This window comes from Corynebacterium humireducens NBRC 106098 = DSM 45392 (assembly GCF_000819445.1).
GTDB classification, from domain to species: domain Bacteria; phylum Actinomycetota; class Actinomycetes; order Mycobacteriales; family Mycobacteriaceae; genus Corynebacterium; species Corynebacterium humireducens.
The window spans coordinates 1274580-1299601 of sequence record NZ_CP005286.1 but is presented as its reverse complement, the minus strand read 5'-3'; the positions used below and the strand labels follow the sequence as shown (position 1 = coordinate 1299601).

Genomic DNA, 25022 nt, shown 5'->3' with positions numbered 1-25022 from the left:
CTTGTTTTCCGCGGAAACCCTACTTTCGGGTGCGGCGCTCCCGCACGCGCACGGCGATGCGCACCGGGGAGCCGTGGAAGCCGAAACGCTCACGGAACTTGCGCTCCAGGTAACGGCGGTAGCCGGCGTCTAGGAAGCCGGTGGTGAACAGCACGATGACCGGCGGGCGGGTCGACGCCTGGGTGGCGAACAGGACGCGCGGCAGGCGGCCGGCCTTCATCGGCGGCGGGTTCGCGGCGATGGCCTCACGCAGCCAGTTGTTGAGCTGGCCGGTGGAGATGCGCTTGTCCCAGCTCTCGAGGGCCTCGATCATGGCGGGCTCGAGGCGCTGCAGGGCGCGGCCCGTCTTCGCGGAGATGTTGATGCGGGTCACCCACGGGAGGTGGGTGAGCTGCTGGTCGATCTCGCGGTCGAGTTCGTCGCGGCGGTCCTCGTCCATGAGGTCCCACTTGTTGAACGCGATGACCAGGGCCTTGCCGGACTCGAGCACCATCGACAGGACGCGCTGGTCCTGCTCGGAGATCGGCTCGGAGGCGTCGATGAGCATGACGCAGACCTCGGAGGCGTCGATCGCGGCGCGGGTGCGCAGGGAGGCGTAGAACTCGTGGCCCTGCGCCGTCTTCACCTTCTTGCGCAGACCGGCGGTGTCGACGAAGCGCCACAGCTTCTGGTCCAGCTGGACCAGGGAGTCGACCGGGTCGACGGTGGTGCCGGGCACGTTGTCGACGACGGAGCGCTCCTCCTTGGACACCTTGTTCAGCAGGGAGGACTTGCCCACGTTCGGCTTGCCGACGAGCGCCACACGGCGCGGCCCCTCCGTGATCGAGGTGGCGCGCGGCTTCTGCGGAAACAGACGCAGCACCTCGTCGAGGACGTCGGCGCCGCCGCGGCCGTGGAGTGCGGACACCGGCCACGGGTCGCCGAGGCCGAGGGCGTAGAACTCCGCCATGTCGGCGTACATGGAGTCCGAGTCGAACTTGTTCGCCACGAGGATCACGGGGACCTTCGACTTCTGCAGGCGCTTGGCCATGACGGCGTCGGTCTCGGTGATTCCGACCTTGGTGTCGACGACCATGACGACGACGTCGGCAGTCTCCATCGCGACCTCGGCCTGCCGCGCGATGGCGGCGTGGATGCCCTTGACGTTGGGGTCCCAGCCGCCGGTGTCCTGCACGAAGTAACGGCGTCCGCCCCACTCCGCGAGGTAGGAGATGCGGTCGCGGGTCACGCCCGGGAAGTCCTCGACGACTGCTTCACGACGCCCCAGGAAGCGGTTGACCAGCGTCGACTTACCGACGTTGGGCCGGCCGACGATGGCGACGGTGCACAGCTCCTCCTCGAGGTGCTCCCGGTGCTCGATGCCCAGGCGGGCCTCGAGGGCGGCCCACTCCTCCTCGGTCATGTCGTCGAAGTCGAAGTCCTCGGTGTCGAAGTCCTCCGCGGACCACTGCTCGGCGTCGGTGAGCTCGGACTCGTCGATGTCGTGCTCGCCGGGGAAGACGAACTCGGTCTCCTGCTCCTCAGGCATGTTCTCTTCGGTCATCGGTCTGACTCCTTCACGATGTTGATGAGGGTCTCGAGCACCTGGTCGAGGGTCATCTCGGAGGTGTCGATGATGTGGGCGTCCTCGGCGGGGCGCAGGGGCGAGGTGGCGCGGGAGGAGTCGAGCTCGTCACGGCGGATGACGTCAGCGAGCACGGTGGCGAAGTCCGCCTCCCGGCCGGCGGAGCGGTCCTGGTTGTAGCGGCGCCGGGCCCGGACCTCCGCGGAGGCGGTGAGGTAGGCCTTGGCGGGGGCGTCGGCAAGCACGACGGTGCCGATGTCGCGTCCCTCGACGATGGCGCGGTGCGCGTCGGCGGCGAGGCGGCGCTGCAGGGCGACGAGGTTCTCCCGGACCTCGGGCACGGCGGAGACGGCGGAGACGTTCTGCGTGACCTCACGTTCGCGGATCTCGGCGGCCACGTTCTCGCCGTCGAGAAGCACCTCGGTGGAGTCCGGGTCGTCGTTGACGGACAGCGGCAGGTCACGGGTCGCCTCGATGACGGCGGCGGTGTCCTGCGGGTCGACGCCCGCGCGGAGCACCGCGAGGGTGGCGACGCGGTACATGGCGCCGGTGTCGACGTACTTGGCGTCGAGACGCTTGGCCAGCGCGCGGCAGGTCGTCGACTTGCCGGTGCCGGAGGGACCGTCGACGGCCAGGATCAGTCCGCCGTCGGGCATGTTGCTGAGGGTCACAGTTCCACCGCCTTGAACAGGGAGGTCAGTTCGGAGTTGTTGAGGGCGCGCAGGGAGCCGGGCTTCTGCTCGCCCAGCTGCACGGTGTGGATCTTGGTGCGCACCAGACGCTGGACCGGGAAACCGGCGGCCTTGAGCATGCGGCGCACGATGTGCTTGCGGCCCTCGTGCAGCTCGATCTTGATGAGCGACTCGCCCTCGTGGGTGTCGATGATCTGCACGTAGTCGGCCTTCGCGGGGCCGTCCTCCAGCTCGACGCCCTTCTTCAGGGTGGTGATGAGGCGACGGTCGGCCTCGCCCTGCACGGTGGCCAGGTAGGTCTTGGAGACCTCGTAGCGCGGGTGCATGAGGCGGTTGGCCAGCTCACCGTCGTTGGTGAGCAGCAGCAGGCCCTCGGTGTCGGAGTCGAGGCGGCCGACGTGGAAGAGGCGCTGGCCGGAGGCGATCTTCTCGGCGACGATGTCACCGACGCACAGGCGGCCCTCGTCGTCGGACATGGTCGACAGCACGCCCCGCGGCTTGTTGAGGATGAAGTACTCGAGGTCCTCGTTGACGTGGATGCGCACGCCGTCGACGCGGATGACGTCGACGTTCGGGTTGACGCGCATGCCCTGCTTGGTCACGATCTTCCCGTTGACCTCGACGCGGCCCTTGTCGATGAGGACCTCGGCGTGACGTCGGGAGGCGACGCCGGCCTGGGCGAGCACCTTCTGCAGGCGGACGCCGTCTCCGGTGGCGGGGGCGTCCCCCTCGTAGAGCCAGTCGGCCCCGAGGCTCTCGGCGACGGAGCGGGCGGAGGCCCGGCGCTGCCCGGGCGAGACGTTCTGACGGCGGGCGGGACGGGCGTTGGACAGCGGAATCTCGGAGGCCCGCAGCTTCCTGGGCTGCTGGTCCTTGTCCGGTGTGCCGTCACGGCGAGCGGGTGGGGTCACGTGAATCGTGTCCTATCTGGGGTATGAAATTGGTTCCGCTCCACTTTAGCGGACGAACCCCTAAAACTCCTCGTCGATGGACTCGACGTCGGGCAGCAGCGGGGCCAGGTCCGGGAGCCTGTCCAGCGAGTCGATGCCCAGCAGTTCGAGGAAGAGTCCGGTCGTCTCGTAGCGGTGCGCGCCGGTGCCCGGCTCGACGTCCACCTCCCGGATGAGACCGCGCAGCTGGAGGGTGCGCATGACGCCGTCGACGTTGACGCCGCGCACGGCGGAGATCTGCGAACGGGTCGCCGGCTGCCGGTAGGCCACCACCGCCAGGGTCTCCAGGGCGGCGCGGGAGAGCCGGGTCTGGGAGCCGTCGAGGAGGAACTGCTCCACGGCGGGCGCATTCGCCGGCCGGGTGTACAGGCGCCAGCCGTCCTCCGACTCGCGCAGGTCGAAGCCGGAGCCACGCTCGTCGAACTCCGCGGCGACGGTGCGCAGCAGGTCCTGCACGGCAGCCTCCTCGGTGTCGAGCGCCCGCGCGAGGGTCGCCGCCGTGGCCGGTGAGTCGAGGACCAGCAGCACCGACTCCAGGCGCGAGCGCAGCTGGCTGATCAGCGGCAGCGGCGTCACAGGCGCCCCCACTCCGACCAGGAGCCCTCGTAGACCGCGAGGTCCTCGTAGCCGGCGACGGTGGCGGCGAGGGCGTCGACGCAGGCGGTCACCCCGGAGCCGCAGGAGAAGGTGAGGTCGGTGCGCTCCCCCACCCGCTCACGGAAGAGTTCCTGCAGCTCAGCGGCAGGACGCATGCGGCCGGTGTCGTCGTAGACCTCGGTGAAGGGCAGGTTGACGGCGCCCGGGATGTGCCCGGAGCGCAGGCCGGGACGCGGCTCCGGCTCGGTGCCGGCGAAACGGCCGGCGGAGCGGGCGTCGACGACGAGTCGACCGTCCGACTCCACCTGGGACCTGTCGCGGAGCAGTTCCGGGCGGGTCGCGGCGGTGAGGGTGCCCCGCGTGGTCGGGGCGAGGAGTTCCGCCACGTCGTGGCCGGCGGCCCGCCAGGCGGGCAGTCCCCCGTCGAGGACGCGCGCCCGGACGCCCGCGACCTGCGCGAGCCACCACACGCGGGGCGCGGTCGCCCCTCCCTGGTCGTCGTAGACCACGACGGGCGTGCCGTCGGAGACGCCGTAGGAGGCGAAGAGCGCTGTCAGGTCCGCGGGGACGGTGTGTGGCAGCGGGTCGGTGGGGTCGGAGAAGTCCCCCTCCAGGTCGGCCAGGTGGGAACCGGGGATGCCGTGGGTGGGCGGGGTCGGCCCCATGGAGGCGCAGAGGACGACCGGATCGCTCCATTCACGCAGCGTGACCAGTTCATCGACGGAGATCAGCGGGTTCATGAGTGCCAGTGTAGGAAAAATGCCGCCGAAAAAGTCACCGGAAAAGCTGTACGTAGAAATGTGATCTGTGTAACATCGCCGCATGGCTACTGTCACGAGAACCGAACGACTCATCCTCATGCCCCTGAGCGCGCGTCACGACGCCGAGGCCTACAAGGTCTACAGCGACAAGCGCATCTGGGAGCACCGCCCGCAGGCCCGTCACGAGACGGTCAAAGAGACCCACCAGCTCATCGGCCGCACCCAGGCGTCCTGGGCCGCGAAGGGCCTCGGCCCGTGGGGCGTCTACATGCGCGACCAGCCGACCGAGTTCATCGGCGTCGGCGGCATCGAACTTGTCGACGGCCGCGTGTGGGACCTCAAGTACCGTTTCCGCCCCGAGAAGTGGGGCAACGGCTTCGCCACCGAGGTCTCGGAGGCCGCCCTCAAGGCGGCGCGGCGCCTCGACCCGGACACCCCGGTCACCGCGCGCATCACCACCAACCACCCGGCCTCGGCCCGCGTCCTGGAGAAGGTCGGGCTCCGTCCGGTGTGGGAGGGGCGCCGTGTGGGCACCGGCGACGACCCCTCCGAGCCGGACGTCCGCATCTACGCGGACCGTGAGCTGCCGGAGGAGATCCTCGAGTTCCTCAAGGCACGTCCCTGAGGTCCAGCGCCCGGCGGGCACTCTCACCGAACTTCCGGCGGTCGAGGGTGCCCGCCGACTCGGGCAGGCAGCCGAGCAGCCGCACCCCGGTCACACGCGGCAGCTCGGCGAGGTTCTCCCGGGTGGCCAGGTCCGGCTCCGCCGGGAGGCTGCCCCCGATGAGGCCCAGCACGCGCAGGCCCCGTGCGTGCGCCGCCGAGACGGTCAGCTCGGCGGCGTTGAGGCTGCCCAACCCCAGTGAGGTCACCACCAGGAGCGGGGCGTCCAGGTCCGCGGCCACGTCGGCGATGGTCAGGTCGTCGGCGAGGCGCACGAGCAGTCCGCCCGCCCCCTCGACGAGCACGGTGTGGTCCGGCCCGTCGAGCTCCCGGATCCGGGCGACCAGGTCCGCCCTCTCCACCTGCGGCATTCCGGCGCGCCGGGCCGCGATGTTCGGGGCCAGCGGCTCCGGGTAGCGGGCGAGCTCCACGCCCCGCAGCCCCGTGAGCTTCTCGACGCTCACCACGTCCCCACTGCCCTCCGGCTCCCCGGTCTGCACCGGCTTGACGGGGAGCACGGTGTGTCCGCGGTCGCGGAGCACGGAGGCGACGGCCGCGGTGGCGACCGTCTTGCCCACGTCGGTGCCGGTGCCGGTGACGACGATGATCATGCCGCCACCGCCGCCCGGATGCCGCGGCAGATCTGCGCGACGTCGTCGTCGGTGCAGATGTACGGCGGCATCGTGTAGATGAGCCGGCCGAAGGGTCGCAGCCACACCCCCTCCGCGAGGGCGGCCTGCGTGGTGGCCTCCATGTCCACGGGCTGCTCCATCTCCACGACCCCGATCGCCCCACGCACCCGCACGTCGGCCACCCCGGGGGCCTCCCGCAGGGGCGCCAGGCCGGCGCGCAGCCCGGCCTCGATGCGGGCGACGTCACGGCGCCACCCGCCGGTGGCGATGAGGTCGAGGGAGGCGGTGGCGACGGCGCAGGCGAGCGGGTTGGCCATGAAGGTCGGTCCGTGCATGAGCGTGCCGATGCCCGCGGCCACCTCGGCGGTGCACAGCGTGGCGGCCAGGGTCATGAATCCGCCGGTCAGCGCCTTGCCCACGCACATGATGTCGGGCCGCACCCCGGCCCCGGTGCTGACGAAGAGCTCGCCGGTCCGGCCGAAGCCCGTGGCGATCTCGTCGACGATGAGCAGGATGCCGTGGCGGTCGCAGATGTCCCGCAGCCCGCGCAGCAGGGCGGGGTCGTGGAAGCGCATGCCGCCGGCGCCCTGGACGCCGGGCTCGACGATGACGGCGGCGACGGAGGCGTCGACAAGCATCTCGAAGCGGGTGAGGTAGTCGCCGGGCTCCCCGGTGGGCGGGGCCGGGGCGAAGATCTGCTCGGCGAGGGTGCCCTCCCACAGGGAGTGCATGCCGCCGTCGGGGTCGCAGACGCTCATCGCGGCGAAGGTGTCGCCGTGGTAGCCGGAACGCCAGGTGAGCAGGCGGGTGCGTTCGGGGTGGCCGGTGCCGCGGGCGTACTGGAGGGCCATCTTGACGGCGACCTCGACGGACACGGAGCCGGAGTCGGAGAAGAAGACGTGCGGGAGGCCCGTCATGTCGGCGAGCCGGCCAGCGAGGGTGACGGCCGGTTCGTGGGTGAGTCCGCCGAACATGACGTGGCTCATGCGGCCGATCTGCTCCGTCGCGGCGGCCACCAGCGCGGGGTGTCCGTGGCCGTGGATGGCGGCCCACCAGGAGCTCATGCCGTCGATGACACGGCGGCCGTCGGCGAGTTCGAGGTGGATGCCCGCGGTCGCGGAGACCGGCAGGTTGGTGGTGTGTGCCGGGGCATAGGGGTGCCACACGTGGGCGCGGTCGAGCGCAATAATCTCAGTGATCTCAGCGGGGCGCATGGTGACTCTCCTGCAGTTCGGGGCCATGATTGAACACCATTCAATCATGCGTGCCCCGGACACCCCCGATGAGGGTTGAACAACGTTCAACTACGCCGCGGCACGGCATAATCATCCCCCATGACCATTCTTGAACAGCGTTCAAGGGCGGCAGGTCGGGACACCCACCCGATCGCCATGCCCTCCATGGTGAGCATCGAGATGTGGGAGCGCTTCAGCTTCTACGGCATGCAGGCCATCCTCGCCTACTACCTCTACTTCCAGGCCACCGACGGCGGCCTCGGCATGGCCACCGCCGAGGCCACCGCCCTCGTCGGCGCCTACGGCGCCTTCCTCTACCTGTGCACCTTCGCCGGCGGCTGGATCGGCGACCGCGTCCTCGGTGCCGAACGCACCCTCCTCACCGGCGCGGGTCTCCTCGTCGGCGGACACGTCGCACTCTCCGCCCTCCCCGGCTTCCTCGGACTCATCCCGGGACTGCTCCTCATCGCCGCCGGATCCGGCCTGCTCAAGACCGCGGCCGTCACCGTCCTCGGCCAGGCCTACCCCGCCGCCTCCCCGCGTCGCGACGCCGCCTTCCAGATCTTCTACCTCGGCATCAACGTCGGCGCCCTGCTCGGCCCCCTCATCACCGGCTGGCTCGCCGAACGTCACGGATTCCACGCCGGCTTCGCGGCCGCCGCCGCCCTCATGGTCCTCGGGCTGGTCGTCTACCTGGCGATGCGTCCCCGGCTCATGGCGTCCCTCGGCGCCGAGACCGCCCGCCTGCTCACCCGCCCCACCCAGCCGCTGGCCCCCGCCCGCGCCCGGCTCATCATCATCGCCGCGGTCGCGGCCGTCGCCCTCGTCGTGGCCCTGCTCGCCGTCGGCGTGATCACCCCGGCCCGCCTGGCCGCCACCTTCCTCGTCATCACCGTCGCCGCGGCCCTGCTCCTCTTCGGCCAGATGTTCCTCTCCCCCGCCGTCACCCCGGGCGAACGACGCCGCGTCCTCGCCTTCGTCCCCCTCTTCCTCGCCTCCACCACCTACTGGGCGCTGCAGTCTCAGATCTACGGCGTCCTGGCCGTCTACTCCGACGTCCGCCTCGACCGCACCGTCGCCGGCCACGAGATCCCCGCCGCCTGGACCCAGTCCCTCAACCCCTTCTACATCCTCGCCTTCTCCCTCCCCCTGGCCTGGCTGTGGGTCCGCCTCGGCTCCCGCGGCCCCGCCTCCTCCACGAAGATGGGCGTCGGCGTCATCATCGCCGGATCGAGCATGCTCATCATGCTGCCGTTTGTCGGCGGCGGCGAGAACTCCACGCCCTTCCTCGTCCTCGCGGCCGCGATCGGCACGCTCTCCCTCGGCGAGATGCTCATCGGCCCCATCGGCATGGCCTCCACGGCCATCCACGCCCCGCGGGCCTTCGCCACCCGCTTCTCCGCTCTCTACTTCCTCACCCTGGCGATCGGCACCTCCCTGGCCGGCACGCTGTCCACCTTCTACGACTCCACCTCCGCCGACAGCGAGCGGACCTACTTCCTCTCGGTCGCGGCCGCCGCGATCCTCATCGGCGTCGTCTGCCTCGCGGCCTCCCGGGCACTGCGGCGCCACCTCACCTCCGAATGCCCCGGGGAGGGCTAGTCCCAGTTGGTCGCGGCCACCACCGTCGGATCCACCTCCAGGCCCGTCCAGCTGACCGACAGCTCCCCCAGGGCCTCCTCCTGCATGGCCTCCACGGCCTGCGCCTTGTAGAGCTCCAGCAGGGCGAGGAAGCGGCCGACCACCTCCATGGACACCGTGCAGTCACGGGTCAGCGCCTGGAAGGTCAGCCAGTGCCCGGCCCCCATGAGCCGCAGGGTGTCGAGGATGCGCCCCGCCTGCTCCGGCACCGACACCGCCACCTGGTGCAGGTGTGCGGTGCCCACCTCCTCCGGCGGGCGGGGGCGGAACACCCCCGCGGCCACCTCCGCGAAACCGGCGGGCGTGAGCCCCAGAACCACCGGCGGCATGAGGTCCGCGAACTGCGGCTCCATGCCCACCGCCCGCGGATAGCGGCGCTGCGCCTTCTTCTGCCAGGTGGCGAACAGGTCGGCCACCTGCTTGTACGCCCGGTACTGGAGGAGGCGCGCGAAGAGCAGGTCCCGGGTCTCCAGGAGGGCGAGGTCCTCAAGATCCTCGACGTCGCCGCGCGGCAGGAGCCGGGCGGCCTTGAGGTCCAGCAGGGTGGCGGCGACGACCAGGAACTCGGTGGTCTCGTCGAGGTCCGCGGTCTCCCCCAGCGCGCGGGTGTAGGCGATGAACTCGTCGGTCACCGCGGAGAGGGCCACCTCGGTGACGTCGAGACGCCGGGAGCCGATGAGCTGCAGCAGCAGGTCAAACGGCCCCTCGAAGTTGGTGAGCGCGACCCGGAACCCCGGGACCTCCGCCTGCTCCCCCGTCACCGGAGCGCGGTCCGCTCCAGGACCTCGAGGGCCAGGTTGCGGTACTGCTCCGCCCCCTGGGAGGAAGGCGCCCACGTGATGATCGGCTCGCCGGCGACGGAGGTCTCCGGGAACCGGACCGTGCGGGTGATCACCGAGTCGAAGACCCGGTCACCGAACACCTCCACCACGCGCGACATGACCTCGCGGGCGTGGGAGGTGCGCCGGTCGAACATGGTGACCAGGATGCCGAGGATCTCCAGGTCGAAGTTGAGACGGTCCGCGACCTTCTCCACCGTGTCGGTGAGCAGCGCCAGGCCACGCAGCGAGAAGTACTCGCACTCCATCGGGATGATGACCCCGTGGGAGCAGGCCAGCGCGTTGACCGTCAGCAGGCCGAGGGAGGGCTGGCAGTCGAGGATGATGAAGTCGTACTCCTTCATCACCGGACGCAGGGCACGGGCCAGGGTCTGCTCGCGGCCCACCTCGTTGACGAGCTGGATCTCCGCCGCCGAGAGGTCGATGTTGGCGGGCACCAGGTCCATGCCGGGCACGGCCGTCTGGTGGATCGCCGAGTGGATCGAGGTCTGGTTGTCGAGCAGCAGGTCGTAGACCGTGATGTCGAGCTCGTCGTGGGGGACGCCGAGGCCCGCCGAGAGGGCGCCCTGCGGGTCCAGGTCGACGAGGAGGACCTTGCGGCCGATCTCCGCGAGGCAGGCGCCCAGGTTGATGGTCGACGTCGTCTTGCCGACGCCGCCCTTCTGGTTGCACATCGAGATGATCGTCGCGGGCCCGTGCCGGTCCAGGGGAGCAGGCTGCGGCAGCTCGCGCACCGGGCGGCCGGTCAGGCCGACCTCGACACCGGGCTCCTGGGACAGTCCCTCTCCGCTCACAGTCATACCCTCTTCCTTGACTGAATCGACTACAGGCTAATTACGCCGTTGTCACACAGGGTACATCGTGATTCCCGCGGGTTTCGACGACACGACGCAACGTCGAAAAGTCAATGCCAAGGACTTGACGTAGACAACTCATGCTGAATCGTTTATTATCTGCGTCATGCATCTGTACTTCCTGTAGGAACACCCCCGCACACGCCCTCCGGCCCAGCCGTGACGTCGGCGTGTGCCTCGTCGTTCCTGCACATCCCCGTACAGAAAGCACCCCGATGCCCGCTCATCTCCGCGCGGAATCAGTCTCCGCCACCCGTGGCACACGCACCGTGTTCACCGACCTCTCGTTCACCCTCTCCCGGGGTGACCGCCTCTTCGTCGTCGGCGAGAACGGCCGCGGCAAGACCACGCTCATCCACCTCCTCACCGGACGCCTGCTCCCCGACTCCGGACACGTCACCTGCCACGGCAGCCTCGCGGTCGCCGAACAGCAGATGGACGTCTCCGGCACCGTCGGCGACGCCGTCCGCGAGATCATCCGCCCGGCGGAACTCGCCCTCGCGCGTCTCGACGCCGCCCTCCCCACCATCGAGTCCGACCCCGGGGAGTACGAGGCGGCACTCGCCGAGGCCGAGCGTCTCGACGCCTGGGACGCCCACCGCCGCGTCCGCTCCGCCCTCGCGTCCCTCGACGCGGACTTCCCGGACGAGGTGGCCCTCGCCGACCTGTCCGTCGGACAGCGCTACCGCGTCCGTCTGGCGTGCCTGCTCGCCGGCCACCACGATCACCTGCTCCTCGACGAACCCACCAACCACCTCGACCACGCGGGACTCGCCTTCCTCACGGAACAGCTCCGCGGTCGCGCCGGTTCGGTGCTCGTCGTCACCCATGACAGGGCACTGCTGGCCGACCTGGCCACCACCGTCCTCGACCTCGACCCCACCCCCGACGGCCTGCCGCGTGTGTGGGGCACCGGCTACGAGGGCTACCGGGCCGGACGCGCCGCCCTCGAGCAGGCGTGGGCGGACGACTACGCCGCCCAGACCGCCCGCCAGGCCCGGCTGCAGTCCGACCTGCAGCAGGCGCAGTCCCGGCTGAGCACCGGCTGGCGTCCCCCGAAGGGAACCGGCAAGCACGCCCGCCAGTCACGCGCCCCCGGCGTGGTGCAGGCGGTCCGGCGTCGGCAGGAGGCACTCGCGGCCCACGCCGTGACCCTGCCGCCGCCACCGCCGGTGCTCACCTTCCCGCGTCTCCACGCGAAGTCCACGCGCACCTACCTGCGTGCCGAGGGACTCTCGCTGGAGGGACGGCTCCGCGGCCCCGTCGACCTGGCTGTCCGCGGCGGCGACCGGCTGGTGATCACCGGCCCCAACGGGGCCGGCAAGTCGACCCTCATCGACATCCTCACCGGCCGGCTCGCGCCCACCACCGGCACGGTCCACGTGCCCGACCCCTCCGCCCTCGGATTCCTCCCCCAGGAGTCCGCGGACACGGATCAGCCGCTGTCCATGGGGCAGCAGCGACGCCGCGACATCGCCCGCGTGCTCGGCGCCGGTCCGTCCGTCCTGCTTCTCGACGAACCCACGAACCACCTCTCCATCAACGCCGTCACCCAACTGACGCAGGCGCTGGAGGGGACGGAGGCCGCGGTCGTCCTGGTCACGCACGACCGGCAGCTGCTGGCGGACACGGCCCACTGGCCGCGCCTGGAGCTCAGGCCCGCGGATGCGCCTCCCGCCACACCTGGCGGAGGTTCTCCGCGGTGACGTGGGTGTAGATCTGCGTCGTCGTCACGGAGGAGTGGCCGAGCAGCTCCTGCACGACGCGGACGTCGGCCCCACCCTCCAGCAGGTGGGTGGCGTAGGAGTGCCGCAGCGTGTGCGGGGAGATGTCCATGTCCAGCCCCGCCCGCTCGGCGGCCTTCTTCAGCACCGCCCACGCGCTCTGCCGCGACAGGGCTCCCCCGCGGGTGTTGAGCAGCAGGGCGTGCGACTTGCCCTGCGCCAGCACCGGGCGGGCGCGCACGAGGTACGCCTCGACCGCCTCGAGTGCCTTGGAGCCCACGGGGACGAGCCGCTGTTTGCCGCCCTTGCCGGAGATCCGCAGGATGCCGTCGGTGTCGGTGACGTCGTCGACAAGCAGCCCGGTGACCTCCGAGATGCGGGCCCCCGTGCCGTAGAGCAGTTCCAGCAGCGCGCGGTCGCGCAGGTCCAGCGGGGTGGCCAGGTCATCGGTGGGCACGGACTCGATGAGCGTGGCCACCTCGTCGACGGAGAGGGTGTCGGGCAGGTGGCGGCCGGTGCTCGGGGGTGAGACCTCGGCGGCGACGTCGACGCCGAGCACGCCCTCGCGGACGGCGAACTTGTGCAGCCCCCGGGCGACCACCAGGGCGCGGCCCGCGGAACTCGCCGCCAGGCCGGAGCGCCGCAGGTCGGCGACGTAGGCCTCCACGTCCGTGGTGGAGACGTCCGCCAGGTCGGTGCGCCCCGCCTCCTCGAGCCAGTCGAGATAGCGGTTGAGGTCGCGGCGGTAGTTGGTGAGGGTGTTCTCGGAGAGGCCACGTTCCACGGCGAGGTGGTCGAGCCAGGTGTCCGCGATGCCCCGGGCCCTCACGGCATCTTCTTCAGGTCCGGTCCGACGCCCGCTGCACGACGCCGCGCGGCCAGGGCCTGCGGCCGCCACGGGTTGGGCGTGTCGACGGGCCGGGCCTCCCCCCGCCCGGCGAGGACCTCGGCGGCCGTCATGATGCCGGCGATGGCGATGGAGTTGATGATCTCGCCGCGCAGCACCATCGCGCGGGCCTCCTCCAGGGGCGTCCACGAGAAGGTCATGTCGGCCTCCTCGTGCTCCGCCTCGCCGCGGTCGACCTCGTGCAGGTCCCGGGCGAGGTAGACGCGGACAGTCTCCTCGCAGAAACCGGGCGAGGTCACCAGGTCGCAGAGGACCTCCCACCGGTCGGCGGCCAGGCCCGCCTCCTCGGCGAGTTCGCGGCGGGCGGTGACGTGCTCGTCCTCGCCGTCGATGTCGAGGATGCCGGCGGGCAGTTCCCACAGGCGGTCCTGCACGCTGTGGCGGTACTGGCGGACCAGGGCGATCTCCCCGTCCCGCTCGGCGACGACGGCCACGGCCCCGAAATGCTCGACGATCTCCCGCCTCCCGGTGCCTCCGCCAGGCATCGCGAGGGTGTCGCGGCGCAGGGCGAGGATGGGCGACTCGTGCAGGAGCTCCGAGTCGAGGACGTCGAACTGGTGGGTTCCGGGTGTGGTCATGCCCACTAATCTACCTAGGGCGCCGGGCTGGCCGCCTCGGCGGACTCCGCGGAGCCGTAGGCGCCGGTCTCCCCCGCCAGCTGCTCCCGCACGGCGAGCACCGTGGCCATCCGGCCGACGGCCCGGTCGACGGAGTCGACGGTGGACACGCCGTTGTCGGCCGTCGCGCGCACGAGGCCGACGGCGCCGGTGTCGGAGGCGGTGTGGATGCGTCCGGCCAGGACGGCCCCGTTGCCGCGGGCGTCGAGGGCCCCGACGAAGTCGGCGAGCGTGCGGGCGGCGATGCCCTGCGTGCCGTCGGAGTCGCCGGTGATCACCACGGCGACCTGGGCCGGCAGGATCGTCCCGTCCTCGTAGTCGAGGAAACCGGCGTCCCGTAGGGCACGCAGCAGCAGGCCGCGTTCCTCGGAGCTGGCCTGCTCCTCACCCGATTCCGGGGCGAGCAGGAGCGCCGAACCGAGTGCCTCCCCGGCGTGCAGGCCCGGGTCGAGGCGGTCCTCGGAGAGCTGCGCACCGGCCGGCAGGGTGTTGGCCACGATGGATTTCAGCTGGTCCGCGCCCTCGGCGGTGAGGAACTGCTCCGCCAGGGTGATCGTGCCGGCGTCGACGGCGCCGGCCTCGGCGAGCAGCGTCGCGACGCCCGCCACGTCCTCCTCCGCCGCGTCCGCGGTGCGCAGGACCAGGACCGGGCGGTCGCCGAGGGTGTCATGGACCGCGCCCGCGGCGAGGTCGCCGACGACGCTGTCCGCGGAGGCCGCCTGGGCCTCGGCGATGTCGGCCCGCTCCTGGGCGGCCGCGAGCTCGGCGGTGTTCCGCCCGGAGCCCTCCGGCATGTTCGGGGCGAGCACGAGTGTGCCCAGTGCGACGCCGGCGGCGACGCCGAAACCGAGGCCGCCGATGAGCCAGCCTGCGCGGCCGGTGGTGGAACCCATGATCTGCTCCCCTACTTGAACCAGCCCTGGAAGGTCAGCGCGATGCTGTTCCAGGTGTCGATGAGATTGTCGCTGAAGGTCCCCGAGCCGGACAGTCCCACGATGAGCACGATCGCGGCGGCGGCCACGAGGATGCCGAGGACCGCCCACAGCCAGGCCGTGCCGCGGCCGGAGTTGACGGTGTACAGGTCGGAGATGGCGGAGGCGTCGACGAGGCGAGCCCCCAGCTTGGAACGGGTGAGCAGCGCGGTCGGCGTGGCCGCCGGATCGTTGGCGAAGACCGCGTCCAGGTCGAAGGGGCTGCCCGCGTTCACGATGATCTGCGCCCCGTGGTAGTCGGCGAGCAGCAGCGCCAGGTCGGTGGCCGAGTCGGTCGCCGCCGGGAAGGTCATGGCTCCGACGCCGAGGTCCTGGATGCGTTCCAGGCCGGCCGCGTGGCCGTCCGGGTCGGCCGGCAGGATGACGCGACCGCCGCTGCGCAGCGTGTCCGCCCCGATGCCCGCCGGGTTGCCCACGATGAGGTCCGGCTTGTAGCCGAGCTCCAGCAGCGTGTCCGCGGCGGCGTCGACGCCGATGATGACGGGGTCGTACTCGCGGATGAAGTTGCGCAGCAGCTTCACCTCGTTGCGGTGGTCGGGGCCGGGGCTGACCACGAGTGCCTTCCGGCCGGAGATGTCCGCGCCGGTGTCCGGGATGCCGAGGCCGTCGATGAGCAGCGGCCCCTCGGAGTGGATGAACTGGATGGTGTTGCCGAAGAACGCCTCCATGTGGTCCACCAGGGACTGCTGCGCCTCGGTGAAGCTGGCCTCCACCTCCTCGGCGGTGACCACCCGGCCGGCACCGATCTGCCGGTCCGCGAGGTGGACGGCGCCGTCCTCGGTGATGCGGCCCTTCTTGCCGTCCCGGATGCCGGCGGCCAGTTCGAGGCCGGTGTCCTCGATGAGGAGGACGTCGGCGTCGAGAAGCATGTGGGGGCCGAAGTTGGGGACCGCTCCCGTGGAGAACCGCGACATGTTCACGACGGCCGCGGGGCGCGCGTCGATGAGCAGCTGGGCGTCACGGCGCGAGATGTCGGCGGTGTTGATGACGGCGATGTCACCGGCGCGCAGGCGCTGGAGACCCTTGCCCCCGGCGGTGCAGTCGCGGAGGGTGCCCTGCAGACCGGGCAGGTCGGCGGTGCGGGAGAACAGACTCATGTGGCTATTGTGACGGTCGGGACCTACCCGGTGGTGAAGGCGCGCCGCTCGCTGCGGGCCCGTTCCAGCAGCTCCGCCGCGTGGGCACGTCCGGTGTCGGTGTCGTCGAGTCCCGCGAGCATGCGGGCCAGCTCCTCCACACGCTCCTCCGGGCTGAGGGTGAGCACACCCGAGGTCACCGCCTCATCGCCCACGTTCTTGGCGACGTGCAGGTGCGTGTCGGCGTAGGCCGCCACCTGCGGGAGGTGCGTCACGACGATCACCTGGTTCCGCGTCGCCAGCCGCGCCAGACGCCGCCCGATCTCCACCGCCGCCCGGCCACCGACACCGGCGTCGACCTCGTCGAAGACCAGCGTCGCGCCCTGCGTCCCGGCGGAGAGGATGACCTCCAACGCCAGCATGACGCGGGAGAGCTCACCGCCCGAGGCGCTCGACGCCAGGGGGCGGGGTTCGGTGGCGGCGTTGGGGGCCAGCATGAGCTCGACCTCGTCCGCGCCGTCGACCCCCGGGGCGACACGGCGGACATCGACCGTGAGCCGGGCCTTCGCCATTGCCAGTCCCTGCAGCTCGGCGGTCACCGCGTCCGCCAGCGCGGCGGCGGCCCTCCCCCGCGCCGTGCTCAGCTTCCGGGCGGCCGCCTTCATCTTCTTCTCGGCGGCGGCGACCTGCTTCTTCAGCTCGTCGAGGGCCTCGGAGGAGATGTCGATGCGTCCCAGCCGCGTGCGGGCCTTGTCCCGCCACGCGAGCACGCCGTCGATGTCGGGGGCGTACTTGCGGGTGAGCATCTTGAGCTGCTGCTGACGCTGCAGGGACTCCTCCAGCAGGGACGGGTCCGCGGGCAGGTCGGCGAGGAAGCCGCCCAGCTCGACGGCGATGTCGCTGAGCTGGCTGGTGATCTCCGTGAGCCGCGCCCCCAGCTCCGTGAGCTGTGTGTCCTCGGAGGCGGTGAGGGCGGCCTCCGCGCGTCCGAGCAGCGTGGAGGCGGGGTCCTCCTCGGAGTAGCCGCCCAGGGCCTCCGGTCCGTCGATCGCGGCCAGCGCGGTGGAGGCCTCCTCCCGGAGCGTGTCGACATCCTGGAGCCGCCGGATCTGCGTGAGCAGTTCCACATCCTCCCCCGGCTCCGGGTCGACGGCGTCGATCTCGTCGAGGGCGAACTGCAGACGGTCGATCTCCTGGGCCAGTTCACGGCGGGACTCCGTGCGCTGCCGCAGGTCACGGGCCAGGTCCCGCCAGGTGCGCCACGCCTCCCGGTAGTCGGAGAGCAGCGGGGCGATGGCCGGGTCGAAACGGTCCAGCGCCGCCAGCTGCTGGCCCGGGGCGAGCAGCCGGAGCTGGTCGTTCTGGCCGTGGATGGTGAGCAGCGGGGAGGTGAACTCCGCGAGGGTGGCGGCCGGGACGGAACGGCCCCCCAGGTGGGCACGGGAACGCCCGGACGCGTTGACGGTGCGGGAGGCGATGAACTCGCCGTTCTCGTCGGCGGCGCCGCCGGCGGCGTCGACCAGCTCGGTGACCTGCGCGGACACCTCGGGCGCCAGTGTCGTGGTGACGAAACGCCCCTCGACCACCGCCTGCGGTGCGCCGCCGCGCACGCGGGAGGCGTCGGCGCGGCCCCCGGCGAGCAGACGCAGGCCGGTGACGACCATCGTCTTGCCGGCGCCGGTCTCACCCGTCAGCACGGTGAGTCCCGCGGAGAGTTCGGCGGAGGCGGCTGGGATGACACCGAGGTTCTCGATGGCGATGTCTGCAAGCATGCAGACCACCCTACCCGAACAACTGTGCTAGTTCTCCTTGGGAGTCGGCGTCGTACGCGGACCCCGCCAACCGGAGACAGGGAGCCGCAGCTTGGTCACCAGACGGTCGGTGAACGTCGACTCGTCGAGACGCACCCACCGCACCGGACGGGCACCCCGCACCACCTCGACGCGCGAACCGGGCGGCATGGGGATCGGACGGAAACCGTCCATGACCGCCATCGCCGGGGAGGCGCCCGGGTTGGACTCCACCGCCACCGTCGAGTACGGCGACACCACCAGCGGCTTCGTGAACAGCGCGTGCGCGTTGTTCGGGACGACGAGGATCGCGTCGAGCTCCGGCCAGAGCACCGGCCCGCCGGCGGAGAAGGCGTAGGCGGTGGAACCGGTCGGCGTGGAGATCAGCACGCCGTCACACCCGAAGGAGGAGACCGGGCGGCCGTCCACCTCCAGGATCGCGTCGAGGACGCCACGCCGGTTGAGGTTCTCCACGCTCACCTCGTTGAGCGCCCAGCCCCGGCCGATGACCTCGAGGTCGTTGTCCAGGACGGTGACGTCCACCGTCATCCGGTCCTCCACCCGGTAGGAGCGGTCGATGACGCGCTGGATCGCGGCGTCGAGGGACTCCGCCTCCCACTCGGCGAGGAAGCCGACGTGCCCGAGGTTGATGCCCAGCACGGGCACGTCCACGGCGTGCGCCAGGTCGGCGGCGCGGAGGAAGGTGCCGTCGCCACCGAGGACGAGCACCAGCTCGCAGCCCTCCGCGGCGTCCGCGGTGTGGGTGACCCGCTCCAGCGGGGCGAGGATCCGGCTGCCCTCCAGCGGGCGGCCGTCCTGGTGGACGAGGACGCGGACGGTGATGCCGGCGGCGTCGAGAAGCTCGGCGGTGCGTTCCGCGGCGGAGAGGTTCTTACTGCGGCCCGTGTGCGGGACGAGCAGCACCTGACGGTCGGTCATTTAAGGACCCTCCTGCACGGCAGTGGTGATCATGGACTCCAGCTGTTCAGGGTCCGGAGCGGTGGCGCCGCCGTCCTTGACCAGCCATAGGAAGTATTCTACGTTTCCGCTGGGACCGGGCAGCGGTGAGGCCACCACTCCACGGCAGCTCAGGCCCAGCGTGAGGGCGAACTCGGCGACCTCGCGGGTCACCTCGGCCCGCAGCTGCGGGCTCCGGACCACGCCCCCGGAACCGAGGCGGTCCTTGCCCACCTCGAACTGCGGCTTCACCATCGGCAGCAGATCCGCCCCCTCCCGCAGCGAGTCGGCGATCGCCGGCAGCGTCAGACGCAGGGAGATGAAGGAGAGGTCACCGACCATCATGTCGCAGGGCCCTCCGCACATCTCCGGGGTGAGCGTGCGGACGTTCGTCCGGTCCAGCACCGTCACCCGCGGGTCATTCTGCAGACGCCAGAGCAGCTGCCCGTAACCGACGTCGGCGGCGACGACCTCGGCGGCGTCGCGACGCAGCAGGACGTCCGTGAACCCGCCGGTCGAGGCACCCGCGTCGAGCACCTTCTTCCCGGCGACGCTCAGCCCCTGCGGCTCGAAGGCCTCGAGCGCCCCGAGCAGCTTGTGGGCGCCCCGCGAGGCCCAGTCCTCGTCGGCGGCCTCCTCCACGCGGATGGACACCTCCGGTTCCACGACGGTCGCCGGCTTCAGCGCCTGGAATCCGCCGACGTACACGCGGCCGGCCTTGATCATGTCGACGGCCTGCTCACGCGAGCGGGCGATCTTCCGGCGGACGAGCTCAGCGTCGAGCCGCCTACGGGTGGGAGCCATGGAAGCCTCCTAGTGTCCCTGTTGGAGCGCGCGCTGCAGGACCGCATGCGCGCGCGTGAGTTGATCGGCCTCCTCGGCCGGTGTGGCGGGTGTCTCCGAGAGGATCTCCGCCACCTGCTTCTCGACGTCCTCCGGCCGCGGCCGTACCAGGTCAGCCGGGTTGACCATGGGCGTCACCACCAGTCGGAGACGGCCCGGGCGGCGTGCTCGCTGATCGGACGGATGAGGTCGGCGGGCCTCTTCATGGCCCAGGCGACCTCGAGGACGGTGCGCAGCGCCTCGATCGACGTGGACTCGGGGCGGCCGCGGTCGAGCAGGATGTCGTTGCCGTCGACGCGGGCGGTGAAACCACCCTGGGCGCCCGGGCGCAGGGTGGTAGGGTCCGCGGTCAGCGCGCCGAGGTCCTCGGCGACGTAGGTGGGACGCAGCTCCTTCGGTGCCTCCAGCAGCGCGATGTGGCCGGACACACCCGTGAGGACGTGGAGGGTCGGCATGCCGGCGGCATTGCCGCCCTCGATGTCGGTGTCCAGGCGGTCACCGACCACCAGCGGACGCTGCGCGTTGAGGCGACGGGCGGCGGTGAGGAACATCGCCGGCTCCGGCTTGCCCGCCGAGGTCGGGGTGACCTCCGTCGCGGAGACCACCGCCGCCACCATCGAACCGTTGCCCACGAGCAGACCCCGCTCGGACGGCAGAGTGGTGTCCAGGTTGGATGCGAAGTAGGTGGCACCGCCACGGATCGCGAGCGCCGCCTCGGACAGCTCCGCCCACCCGGCCTCCGGATCCAGACCCTGGAGGACGGCCCGCGGCTGCTCGGCGGCTGAGTCGACGACCCGGTAGCCGGCGGCACGGACCAGCTCCCGGAAGGAGGCGGTGCCGATCACGTAGACGGCGTCGCCGGGCTGCAGGTGCTCCGCGGCCAGGTCGATGGCGGCCTGCGCCGCGGTGACGACGTCCGCCGCCTCCGCCTGCAGACCGATGCCCTGCAGCTTCTCCGCCACGGACTCCGGGGAGCGCATGGCGTTGTTCGTGATGTACAGGGCCGGCACCCCGGCGGCGTTGACCGCCTCCACCGCTCCGGCGACGGCGCGTCCTCCTTCCCAGACAGTTCCGTCGAGGTCGAGGAGAAGGGCATCGTGTGCGCTCAGGAGACTCATGGTGTCCAAGCTTAGTGGCTGGCGGTGATCAGGACAGTTCCGACAGACGCTCCGCGGCGTCGAGCATGTCGTCCTCGTCGATCTTGTCGGCGTGGGCGAACCACTGCTTCGCCTCCTCGACGCGGCCCGCCGCCACCAGGGCATCGGCGTAGGCGTAGGACAGACGGGCGTTGACCGCCCCCTTCGAGGACAGGTCCGGGTTGAGACGCTGCAGCGTGATCACGGCGCTCTCCGGCTGGTTCATGTCCAGGCGGGCACCCGCGATGACGATGCCCAGCTCGATGGCACCCTCCCGGTCCAGCATGCGGGCCTCATCGGAACGGCCCATCTCGACGGCCTTCTCCGGGCGGCCGAGACCACGCTCGCAGTCGGCCATGACGGCCATGAATCCGGGACCACCGGACATGCGGCGGGCGGCCCGCAGCTCCGACAGCGCCTCCCGCCACTCGCCGGCCCGGTAGGCGGCGATGCCGTTAGTCTCCCGGGCCACGGCCACACGGCCGGCCCGGTCCTTCGCGGCACGGGCATGGCGCAGCGCCAGCTTCGGATCATCGTCCATCAGGGTCGCCGCCATGAACATGTGCTTGGCGACGGCCTCCGCGTTGTCCTTCGACAGCACCTTCAGGTCCTGCAGCACCATCGGGTCCAGGATGTGGATGTCGATGTCGTCCGGCAGATCCGGCTCCGTCATCCGCTTGTTGATGCGCTCCTCACGGAAACCGGAACGCTGCGGGGCGGAACGGTTGTGGCTGGAACGCTCGGCGCCGGCCCGCTGCGCGTGACGACGCTCGCCGCCACCCCCGCGTCGGTTGTCCCGGTTGCCGCGCTCACCCCAGCGCTCGTCCCGGCGTCCCTCCCGACGATCACCGCGCTCGCCTCGCTCCCCACGGCTGTCACGCCGCTCGCGCCAGTCACGGCCGTCACGACCGTCACGGTCAGTGTGGTCACTACGGCGACGGGGCGCTCCCCCGCGCTGCGGACGGCCTCCGCGGGGGTTGTTCTGGTGGTCACGATTCGGGCGATCAGACATAAGACTATATTCTCCCATAAGTTCTGCCCGGGGGCAGAAACGACGAAAGCGCCACCTGCCGAGGAGATGTTTCTCAACTCGACAGGCGGCGCCTTACATTCCTCTTTTAAATTTTAGCGTCGGCGGCAACCTACTCTCCCACACCCTCCCGAGTGCAGTACCATCAGCGCGGGCAGGCTTAGCTTCCGGGTTCGGAATGGGACCGGGCGTTTCCCTGCCGCTATCAACCACCGACACACCTCTGGGACACCCCTAGGGTGACCGGCATGTGTGTTGTGTCAGACACTGCATAGTGGACGCGAGCAAACCATGTGTTGCTATGTGTTGTTACGTTGCGTTGCACACACCCCACAGGGTTAGTTTGTGTGTTTTTGTCGGTCAATTAGTACCGGTCACCTCCACACCTTACAGTGCTACCAGATCCGGCCTATCAACCCCATCATCTATGGGGAACCTCAAAAGAAACCTCATCTCGAAACAGGCTTCCCGCTTAGATGCTTTCAGCGGTTATCCCTTCCGTACGTAGCCAACCAGCCCTGCTCCTGGCGGAACAACTGGCACACCAGAGGTACGTCCGTCCCGGTCCTCTCGTACTAGGGACAGCCTTCCACAAGTTTCAACGCGCGCGGCGGATAGAGACCGAACTGTCTCACGACGTTCTAAACCCAGCTCGCGTACCGCTTTAATGGGCGAACAGCCCAACCCTTGGGACCTACTCCAGCCCCAGGATGCGACGAGCCGACATCGAGGTGCCAAACCATCCCGTCGATATGGACTCTTGGGGAAGATCAGCCTGTTATCCCCGGGGTACCTTTTATCCGTTGAGCGACACCACATCCACAAGTTGGTGCCGGATCACTAGTCCCGACTTTCGTCCCTGCTCGAGCTGTCACTCTCACAGTCAAGCTCCCTTGTGCACTTACACTCACCACCTGATTGCCAACCAGGCTGAGGGAACCTTTGGGCGCCTCCGTTACATTTTAGGAGGCAACCGCCCCAGTTAAACTACCCACCAGGCACTGTCCCCAACCCAGATCATGGGCCAAGGTTCAGGTGTCCAATCCGATCAGAGTGGTATTTCAACAACGACTCCCACACAACTGGCGTCATGTGATCCAAGTCTCCCACCTATCCTACACAAACCGAACCGAACACCAATACCAAGCTATAGTGAAGGTCCCGGGGTCTTTTCGTCCTGCCGCGCGTAACGAGCATCTTTACTCGTACTGCAATTTCACCGGGCCTGTGGTTGAGACAGCAGGGAAGTCGTTACGCCATTCGTGCAGGTCGGAACTTACCCGACAAGGAATTTCGCTACCTTAGGATGGTTATAGTTACCACCGCCGTTTACTGGGGCTTAAATTCTCCGCTTCGCAACCCGAAGGTCGCTAACAGGTCCTCTTAACCTTCCAGCACCGGGCAGGCGTCAGTCCGTATACCTCAACTTCATCGTTTTCGCACGGACCTGTGTTTTTAATAAACAGTCGCTTCCCTCTATTCTCTGCGACCACCACCAGCTCCACATGCAAGATGCTTCACCAGTGACGGCCCCCCTTCTCCCGAAGTTACGGGGGCATTTTGCCGAGTTCCTTAACCACAGTTCACCCGAACGCCTTAGTATTCTCTACCTGACTACCTGTGTCGGTTTGGGGTACGGGCCATGTATGTACATCGCTAGAGGCTTTTCTCGACAGCACGGGATCACCGACATCACCCACAACGGGCTACGCATCACGTCTCACACATCATGAGGGGCGGATTTGCCTGTCCCCTCGTGCTACACGCTTACACCACAATCCAATAAGTGGCACGGCTACCCCACTGCGTCACCCCATCACTTGGCTACTACCAGATTAGGCCCCACGCACGCGCCAGGTGGAGACGTCAAAGACGACTCCACGAGGTTTGTGGGTGGTTAGTATCACTGATTCACCACGGGCGCACATACACGGGTACGGGAATATCAACCCGTTGTCCATCGACTACGCCTGTCGGCCTCGCCTTAGGTCCCGACTCACCCTGGGAAGACGAACTTGACCCAGGAACCCTTAGTCATCCGGCGGGCAAGATTCTCACTTGCCAATTCGTTACTCATGCCTGCATTCTCACTCGCACACACTCCACAGCCCCTCACGGTACTGCTTCACAGCATGCACGACGCTCCCCTACCCAAAAACTACTGTTTTTGCCGCGGCTTCGGCGGTGTACTTGAGCCCCATTACATTGTCGGCGCAGAACCACTCGACCAGTGAGCTATTACGCACTCTTTCAAGGATGGCTGCTTCTAAGCCAACCTCCTGGCTGTCTTCGCGATCCCACATCCTTTTCCACTTAGTACACCCTTAGGGGCCTTAGCCGGCGATCTGGGCTGTTTCCCTCTCGACTATGAAGCTTATCCCCCACAGTCTCACTGCTGCGCTAACTTGACCGGCATTCGGAGTTTGGCTGACATTGCTAAGATTGTGGTCCCGCTCAACCAACCAGTAGCTCTACCTCCAGCAAGCAACACGCAACGCTGCACCTAAATGCATTTCGGGGAGAACCAGCTATCACGGAGTTTGATTGGCCTTTCACCCCTACCCACAGCTCATCCCCTCAGTTTTCAACCTAAGTGGGTTCGCGCCTCCACGACGTCTTACCATCGCTTCACACTGGCCATGGGTAGATCACCCCGCTTCGGGTCCAGGACATGCCACTGCTTCACCCTCGTTAGGATTCGCTTTCGCTACGACTACCCCTCACGGGTTAACCTCGCGACATGCCGCTGACTCGCAGGCTCATTCTTCCAAAGGCACGCCATCACACACAAGAGGTGCTCTGACGGATTGTAGGCACACGGTTTCAGGTACTATTTCACTCCCCTCCCGGGGTACTTTTCACCATTCCCTCACGGTACTATCCGCTATCGGTCACACTGGGTATTTAGGCTTACCGGGTGGTCCCGGCAGATTCACAGCAGATTTCACGGGCCCGCTGCTACTCGGGAACAACATCACGCACAGCACCTGGTCTTCACGTACGGGACTCTCACCCTCTTCGGCGGGCCTTCCCAGACCACTTCCGCTAACCACGACACCACACGCCCGGGGGTGACAGCCCCCGGGAAGATGCATCCCACAACACCGCATGCGCAACCCCTGTCAGGTATCACACACACACGGTTTAGCCTCATCCGCGTTCGCTCGCCACTACTAACGGAATCATTGTTATTTTCTCCTCCTACGGGTACTGAGATGTTTCACTTCCCCGCGTCAACCTCCACCACGACTATGAATTCATCGTGGGGTGACCACCCATCACGGTGGCCGGGTTTCCCCATTCGGACATCCTCGGATCAACGCTCTATTGGCAACTCCCCGAGGCTTAACGCAGCCTTACACGTCCTTCATCGGCCCAGCATGCCAAGGCATCCACCATGTGCCCTTACACAAACACACAACAGCCGACCGCGTAACGACACGGCCGACCGGTGAACTACAACTTGAACAAACCACCACACACCACCCAACCCCCAAAAGGAGCCAGGGATGTGCGGCACAC

Annotated in this window: 22 protein-coding genes and 2 rRNA genes; 3 read left to right on the top strand and 21 right to left on the bottom strand. The window is 69.0% G+C overall.

Annotated elements, in window-relative coordinates; genetic code table 11:
* Positions 1 to 19 precede the first annotated feature (19 nt).
* Genes der through B842_RS06455 form a run of 5 tightly spaced genes read right to left on the bottom strand, consistent with a single transcriptional unit; the run spans position 20 to position 4543 of the window.
* Positions 20 to 1543: a ribosome biogenesis GTPase Der gene (gene der / locus B842_RS06475; protein ID WP_040085793.1), complete on the bottom strand. Its 1524-nt coding sequence runs from the start codon at positions 1541 to 1543 to the stop codon at positions 20 to 22.
* The gene (gene cmk / locus B842_RS06470; protein ID WP_174520291.1) at positions 1540 to 2220 is read right to left on the bottom strand and encodes a (d)CMP kinase; all 681 of its coding nucleotides are present in this window, start codon (positions 2218 to 2220) and stop codon (positions 1540 to 1542) included. Before cmk ends, der begins: the two co-directional genes overlap by 4 nt.
* An 11-nt stretch (positions 2221 to 2231) precedes the next feature.
* On the bottom strand, positions 2232 to 3167 hold the full coding sequence (locus B842_RS06465) for a pseudouridine synthase (protein ID WP_040085791.1): 936 nt from the start codon (positions 3165 to 3167) through the stop codon (positions 2232 to 2234).
* Between the two features lie 60 nt (positions 3168 to 3227).
* The gene (gene scpB, locus B842_RS06460) at positions 3228 to 3782 is read right to left on the bottom strand and encodes an SMC-Scp complex subunit ScpB (protein WP_156119462.1); all 555 of its coding nucleotides are present in this window, start codon (positions 3780 to 3782) and stop codon (positions 3228 to 3230) included.
* The gene (locus B842_RS06455) at positions 3779 to 4543 is read right to left on the bottom strand and encodes a sulfurtransferase (protein WP_052437793.1); all 765 of its coding nucleotides are present in this window, start codon (positions 4541 to 4543) and stop codon (positions 3779 to 3781) included. Before B842_RS06455 ends, scpB begins: the two co-directional genes overlap by 4 nt.
* Before the next feature lie 82 nt (positions 4544 to 4625).
* Between B842_RS06455 and B842_RS06450 the strand changes: the two genes are divergently transcribed.
* A complete protein-coding gene (locus B842_RS06450; protein WP_040085789.1) occupies positions 4626 to 5189 on the top strand; it encodes a GNAT family N-acetyltransferase in 564 nt (187 codons plus the stop codon).
* On the opposite strand, the gene bioD is transcribed toward B842_RS06450, so the two are convergent.
* Complete coding sequence (gene bioD / locus B842_RS06445) at positions 5173 to 5838, bottom strand: dethiobiotin synthase (protein WP_052437792.1); 666 nt, start codon at positions 5836 to 5838, stop codon at positions 5173 to 5175. The genes B842_RS06450 and bioD overlap by 17 nt on opposite strands.
* Positions 5835 to 7073, bottom strand: a complete 1239-nt coding sequence (locus B842_RS06440; RefSeq protein WP_040085788.1) for an adenosylmethionine--8-amino-7-oxononanoate transaminase — start codon at positions 7071 to 7073, stop codon at positions 5835 to 5837. The genes bioD and B842_RS06440 overlap by 4 nt, the downstream gene beginning before the upstream one ends.
* A gap of 120 nt (positions 7074 to 7193) precedes the next feature.
* On the opposite strand from B842_RS06440, the gene B842_RS06435 reads away from it, so the two are divergent.
* On the top strand, positions 7194 to 8696 hold the full coding sequence (locus B842_RS06435) for a peptide MFS transporter (protein WP_040085787.1): 1503 nt from the start codon (positions 7194 to 7196) through the stop codon (positions 8694 to 8696).
* Here the strand turns inward: B842_RS06435 and B842_RS06430 are convergent.
* Both B842_RS06430 and B842_RS06425 read right to left on the bottom strand, forming a co-directional pair.
* A complete protein-coding gene (locus B842_RS06430; protein WP_040085786.1) occupies positions 8693 to 9496 on the bottom strand; it encodes a segregation and condensation protein A in 804 nt (267 codons plus the stop codon). The genes B842_RS06435 and B842_RS06430 overlap by 4 nt on opposite strands.
* Complete coding sequence (locus tag B842_RS06425) at positions 9493 to 10374, bottom strand: ParA family protein (protein ID WP_040085785.1); 882 nt, start codon at positions 10372 to 10374, stop codon at positions 9493 to 9495. The genes B842_RS06430 and B842_RS06425 overlap by 4 nt, the downstream gene beginning before the upstream one ends.
* 269 nt (positions 10375 to 10643) lie before the next feature.
* Here B842_RS06425 and B842_RS06420 point away from each other — a divergent pair, with 269 nt between their 5' ends.
* Entirely contained in the window at positions 10644 to 12134 is a 1491-nt protein-coding gene (locus tag B842_RS06420) for an ATP-binding cassette domain-containing protein (protein ID WP_052437791.1), read from the top strand.
* On the opposite strand, the gene xerD is transcribed toward B842_RS06420, so the two are convergent.
* The 12 genes from xerD to B842_RS06360 all read right to left on the bottom strand — a co-directional run bounded on the left by xerD (position 12082) and on the right by B842_RS06360 (position 24919).
* Positions 12082 to 12981, bottom strand: coding sequence for a site-specific tyrosine recombinase XerD (gene xerD, locus B842_RS06415; RefSeq protein ID WP_040085784.1), 900 nt, complete (start codon positions 12979 to 12981; stop codon positions 12082 to 12084). The genes B842_RS06420 and xerD overlap by 53 nt on opposite strands.
* Positions 12978 to 13637 (bottom strand): NUDIX domain-containing protein, encoded by a 660-nt coding sequence (locus tag B842_RS06410; RefSeq protein WP_040085783.1) that lies wholly within the window; start codon positions 13635 to 13637, stop codon positions 12978 to 12980. Before B842_RS06410 ends, xerD begins: the two co-directional genes overlap by 4 nt.
* A 14-nt stretch (positions 13638 to 13651) precedes the next feature.
* Positions 13652 to 14569 carry a copper transporter gene (locus B842_RS06405; RefSeq protein WP_040085782.1) on the bottom strand — a complete coding sequence of 306 codons (918 nt, stop codon included), beginning with the start codon at positions 14567 to 14569 and terminating at the stop codon, positions 13652 to 13654.
* Positions 14570 to 14580: 11 nt separating this feature from the next.
* Positions 14581 to 15765: a putative cytokinetic ring protein SteA gene (steA, locus tag B842_RS06400; protein ID WP_040085781.1), complete on the bottom strand. Its 1185-nt coding sequence runs from the start codon at positions 15763 to 15765 to the stop codon at positions 14581 to 14583.
* 23 nt (positions 15766 to 15788) lie between these two features.
* Entirely contained in the window at positions 15789 to 17516 is a 1728-nt protein-coding gene (recN, locus tag B842_RS06395) for a DNA repair protein RecN (RefSeq protein ID WP_040085780.1), read from the bottom strand.
* A 27-nt stretch (positions 17517 to 17543) separates the two neighbouring features.
* Complete coding sequence (locus B842_RS06390; protein ID WP_040085779.1) at positions 17544 to 18473, bottom strand: NAD kinase; 930 nt, start codon at positions 18471 to 18473, stop codon at positions 17544 to 17546.
* Positions 18474 to 19295 (bottom strand): TlyA family RNA methyltransferase, encoded by an 822-nt coding sequence (locus B842_RS06385; RefSeq protein WP_040085778.1) that lies wholly within the window; start codon positions 19293 to 19295, stop codon positions 18474 to 18476.
* A gap of 9 nt (positions 19296 to 19304) precedes the next feature.
* A complete protein-coding gene (locus B842_RS13840; RefSeq protein WP_169744855.1) occupies positions 19305 to 19463 on the bottom strand; it encodes a hypothetical protein in 159 nt (52 codons plus the stop codon).
* Between the two features lie 5 nt (positions 19464 to 19468).
* Entirely contained in the window at positions 19469 to 20452 is a 984-nt protein-coding gene (locus tag B842_RS06380) for an HAD-IIA family hydrolase (RefSeq protein ID WP_040085777.1), read from the bottom strand.
* A gap of 28 nt (positions 20453 to 20480) precedes the next feature.
* Complete coding sequence (locus B842_RS06375; RefSeq protein ID WP_174520290.1) at positions 20481 to 21482, bottom strand: tetratricopeptide repeat protein; 1002 nt, start codon at positions 21480 to 21482, stop codon at positions 20481 to 20483.
* Positions 21483 to 21599: 117 nt separating this feature from the next.
* Positions 21600 to 21717: ribosomal RNA gene (gene rrf / locus B842_RS06365) — 5S ribosomal RNA — on the bottom strand.
* 126 nt (positions 21718 to 21843) lie between these two features.
* A 23S ribosomal RNA gene (locus B842_RS06360) occupies positions 21844 to 24919 on the bottom strand.
* Positions 24920 to 25022: the final 103 nt, after the last annotated feature.

What these genes read in the sequence shown, in the direction of transcription:
- der (WP_040085793.1), bottom strand. Translation starts at nt 1,543, where the DNA reads ATGACCGAAGAGAACATGCCTGAGGAGCAGGAGACCGAGTTCGTCTTC.
- cmk (WP_174520291.1), bottom strand. Translation starts at nt 2,220, where the DNA reads ATGCCCGACGGCGGACTGATCCTGGCCGTCGACGGTCCCTCCGGCACC.
- B842_RS06455 (WP_052437793.1), bottom strand. Translation starts at nt 4,543, where the DNA reads ATGAACCCGCTGATCTCCGTCGATGAACTGGTCACGCTGCGTGAATGG.
- B842_RS06450 (WP_040085789.1), top strand. Translation starts at nt 4,626, where the DNA reads ATGGCTACTGTCACGAGAACCGAACGACTCATCCTCATGCCCCTGAGC.
- bioD (WP_052437792.1), bottom strand. Translation starts at nt 5,838, where the DNA reads ATGATCATCGTCGTCACCGGCACCGGCACCGACGTGGGCAAGACGGTC.
- B842_RS06440 (WP_040085788.1), bottom strand. Translation starts at nt 7,073, where the DNA reads ATGCGCCCCGCTGAGATCACTGAGATTATTGCGCTCGACCGCGCCCAC.
- B842_RS06435 (WP_040085787.1), top strand. Translation starts at nt 7,194, where the DNA reads ATGACCATTCTTGAACAGCGTTCAAGGGCGGCAGGTCGGGACACCCAC.
- B842_RS06425 (WP_040085785.1), bottom strand. Translation starts at nt 10,374, where the DNA reads ATGACTGTGAGCGGAGAGGGACTGTCCCAGGAGCCCGGTGTCGAGGTC.
- B842_RS06420 (WP_052437791.1), top strand. Translation starts at nt 10,644, where the DNA reads ATGCCCGCTCATCTCCGCGCGGAATCAGTCTCCGCCACCCGTGGCACA.
- B842_RS06410 (WP_040085783.1), bottom strand. Translation starts at nt 13,637, where the DNA reads ATGACCACACCCGGAACCCACCAGTTCGACGTCCTCGACTCGGAGCTC.
- B842_RS06405 (WP_040085782.1), bottom strand. Translation starts at nt 14,569, where the DNA reads ATGGGTTCCACCACCGGCCGCGCAGGCTGGCTCATCGGCGGCCTCGGT.
- steA (WP_040085781.1), bottom strand. Translation starts at nt 15,765, where the DNA reads ATGAGTCTGTTCTCCCGCACCGCCGACCTGCCCGGTCTGCAGGGCACC.
- recN (WP_040085780.1), bottom strand. Translation starts at nt 17,516, where the DNA reads ATGCTTGCAGACATCGCCATCGAGAACCTCGGTGTCATCCCAGCCGCC.
- B842_RS06390 (WP_040085779.1), bottom strand. Translation starts at nt 18,473, where the DNA reads ATGACCGACCGTCAGGTGCTGCTCGTCCCGCACACGGGCCGCAGTAAG.
- B842_RS06385 (WP_040085778.1), bottom strand. Translation starts at nt 19,295, where the DNA reads ATGGCTCCCACCCGTAGGCGGCTCGACGCTGAGCTCGTCCGCCGGAAG.
- B842_RS13840 (WP_169744855.1), bottom strand. Translation starts at nt 19,463, where the DNA reads ATGGTCAACCCGGCTGACCTGGTACGGCCGCGGCCGGAGGACGTCGAG.
- B842_RS06380 (WP_040085777.1), bottom strand. Translation starts at nt 20,452, where the DNA reads ATGAGTCTCCTGAGCGCACACGATGCCCTTCTCCTCGACCTCGACGGA.
- B842_RS06375 (WP_174520290.1), bottom strand. Translation starts at nt 21,482, where the DNA reads ATGTCTGATCGCCCGAATCGTGACCACCAGAACAACCCCCGCGGAGGC.